The sequence below is a fragment of the Roseburia sp. AF42-8 genome, from assembly GCF_003435965.1.
In the GTDB taxonomy this organism is placed as follows: domain Bacteria; phylum Bacillota; class Clostridia; order Lachnospirales; family Lachnospiraceae; genus Roseburia_C; species Roseburia_C amylophila.
The window spans coordinates 1-2524 of sequence record NZ_QTVB01000097.1 but is presented as its reverse complement, the minus strand read 5'-3'; the positions used below and the strand labels follow the sequence as shown (position 1 = coordinate 2524).

2 protein-coding genes are annotated in these 2524 nt (G+C 39.1%); both read left to right on the top strand.

Annotated features, from left to right (window positions below; translation table 11 throughout):
- Positions 1-363: 363 nt before the first annotated feature.
- Positions 364-1731: an MATE family efflux transporter gene (locus DW059_RS15250; protein ID WP_117699350.1), complete on the top strand. Its 1368-nt coding sequence runs from the start codon at positions 364-366 to the stop codon at positions 1729-1731.
- Between the two features lie 13 nt (positions 1732-1744).
- A complete protein-coding gene (locus DW059_RS15245) occupies positions 1745-2332 on the top strand; it encodes a cytidylate kinase-like family protein (RefSeq protein ID WP_117699349.1) in 588 nt (195 codons plus the stop codon).
- Positions 2333-2524: the final 192 nt, after the last annotated feature.

Sequence of the window (2524 nt, the reverse complement as noted above, 5' to 3'; positions counted from 1 at the left end):
CAGAAGGAACTTTTACAATAACACTGATGTATGAAAGAGTAAATATCTACTGTGCAGGACTAAATTCTACCGCCCTGTAGGGCAGTGGAATTTAAAATTTCATTTTAGGGGGTATAAAACGAGAGAAAAATAATTTGACTTTTTCCAAAAAGAAAAATATAATGACTTCTGAACGAGTAGCAAAATTGCGTAAATCCAGTTTTGCTGCTCGTTTTTGTAATTTTATAATGCAATGAAAAAGTGTGTAGCTTATCAGCGTAAGTCCAACTTATAAGATAGGTGCGCACTTTTTATATTGCCAAATATCCGCAGGAAACTGCCAGTGGCAGCTTCTGCAGGTGGAAAAAGGAGGATTAAGTTAAGATGGCAGAAAGTAACAAGATGAAGGAAATGCCGGTAAATAAGCTTATGGTGCAGATGGGAATACCGATGATTTTATCTATGGCATTGCAGGCGGTTTATAACATTGTAGACAGTGCCTTTGTAGGAAACATGAAATCAGGAAGTGAGGCTGCACTTAATGCACTTACACTGGTATTTCCGGTTCAGATGCTTATGGTAGCAGTGGGAATCGGAACCGGTGTGGGAACCAACGCACTTCTCGCGAGAACACTGGGAGAGGGAAAAAGTAAAAAAGCTGCAAAAGTTGCAGGAAACAGTTTATTTCTTGGAGTGATTATTTATGCAGTATGTCTGCTGTTTGGAATGTTTGGAGTAAAAGCATACATCTCATCCCAGACCGTTGATGCGGAAGTCATTGCAATGGGGACAAGCTATTTAAGAATATGCTGTGTGATTTCATTTGGAATTATTTCCTTCTCGCTATTTGAGAAACTGTTACAGGCAACCGGGCGTTCCATTTATTCAACAATTGGTCAGGTTGTGGGAGCAGTGGTAAATATTATTCTTGACCCAATTATGATTTATGGCATCGGACCGGTTCCTGAAATGGGAGTAGAAGGCGCAGCCTATGCAACCGTAATCGGACAGGTGGTATCAGCAGCATTGTTATTTATTTTCCATGTAAAATTAAATAAGGAATTTGAGCATGGTGTAAAGTTTATGAAACCAGAGAGCAGAATTATCAGGGAAATCTATGCAATCGGACTTCCGGCAATTATTGGACAGGCGCTTATGTCTATTATGGTTTATGTGATGAATCTGATTTTAAAATTCAGTCCTTCGGCTCAGACCGCATATGGATTGTTCTATAAAGTACAGCAGTTTGTACTCTTCCTTGCCTTTGGACTTAGAGATGCAATCACGCCGATTATTGCATTTGCCTATGGAATGCATAGCAAGAAGAGGATTCAGGATGGAATCAGATATGGCTTAATCTATACGATTGTGCTTATGATTATTGGTGTGGCAATTACAGAAATTTTCCCGGGGGCTTTTGCAACTTTATTTAATGCAGGACAGTCAAGGGAATATTTTATCGGAGCAATGAGAATTATTTCTATCAGCTTTATTTTCGCCGGAATCAATGTGGCATATCAGGGAATTTATCAGGCTCTGGATGGTGGCATGGAATCGCTTGTGATTTCACTGCTCAGACAGCTTGTCATCATATTGCCACTGGCAGGTGTTTTCTCCAGTTTGGTCAGAAACGGACAGATGGGCGTTTCCTTAATCTGGTGGGCATTCCCGATAACAGAGATTGTTGCATGCCTTGTGGGATATGTATTTTTAAAGAGAATCCGGAAGAATAAAGTGGAAAGTTTAAGTTAAGGAGGAGTCAGCTATGGCAAAAAGAATCATTACAATCAGTAGAGAGTTTGGAAGCGGCGGTCGATTTATCGGGGAAGAAGTGGCAAAAAAACTTGGTATCGCCTATTATGATAAGGATATCATTGGACGGATTGCAGAACAGTCCGGGTTCGCACCGGAGTACATTCAGGAAAATGCTGAATTATCTCCCAAGAAAGGATTGTTTGCCTATGCTTTTTCTGGTCGTGATATTACAGGAAAATCGGTAGAAGATATAGTATATGAAGCACAAAGAAAAATAATTCTGGGAATCACTGAGAAAGAAAGTTGTGTAATCATTGGAAGAAATGCAGATTTTATCTTAAGGGACAGGGCAGAAGTACTAAATGTATTTATACATGGAAACATGCCGGAAAAGGTACAGCGTATCTGCAGGTTATATCATGTTACAGAAGCAGATGCCATAAATTTGATAAATGATACAGATAAAAGACGCAGAACAAATTATAATTTTTATACAGAGCAGAAGTGGGGAATGGCGAAGAACTATACACTGTCGTTGAACAGCTCGGTGTTAGGGTATGATATGTGTCAGAAAATCATAATGGATTGTGCAAAATAATAAGAGCAGGTCACTGTAGAGGGGCAGAATTTACATTTGTGAGGGGCGGCCTGCTGTAACTTCCAGTAGAAAAAAGGTACTGTATTTTTGTACCGACCCCTAAAAGTTAGACCAAAAAATCTAACGATTGGAGGTCGGTATTTTTATGTCTAAATATAGTTATGAATTTAAAAAGAAAGTTGTAAATGCTTA

What these genes read in the sequence shown, in the direction of transcription:
- DW059_RS15250 (WP_117699350.1), top strand. Translation starts at nt 364, where the DNA reads ATGGCAGAAAGTAACAAGATGAAGGAAATGCCGGTAAATAAGCTTATG.
- DW059_RS15245 (WP_117699349.1), top strand. Translation starts at nt 1,745, where the DNA reads ATGGCAAAAAGAATCATTACAATCAGTAGAGAGTTTGGAAGCGGCGGT.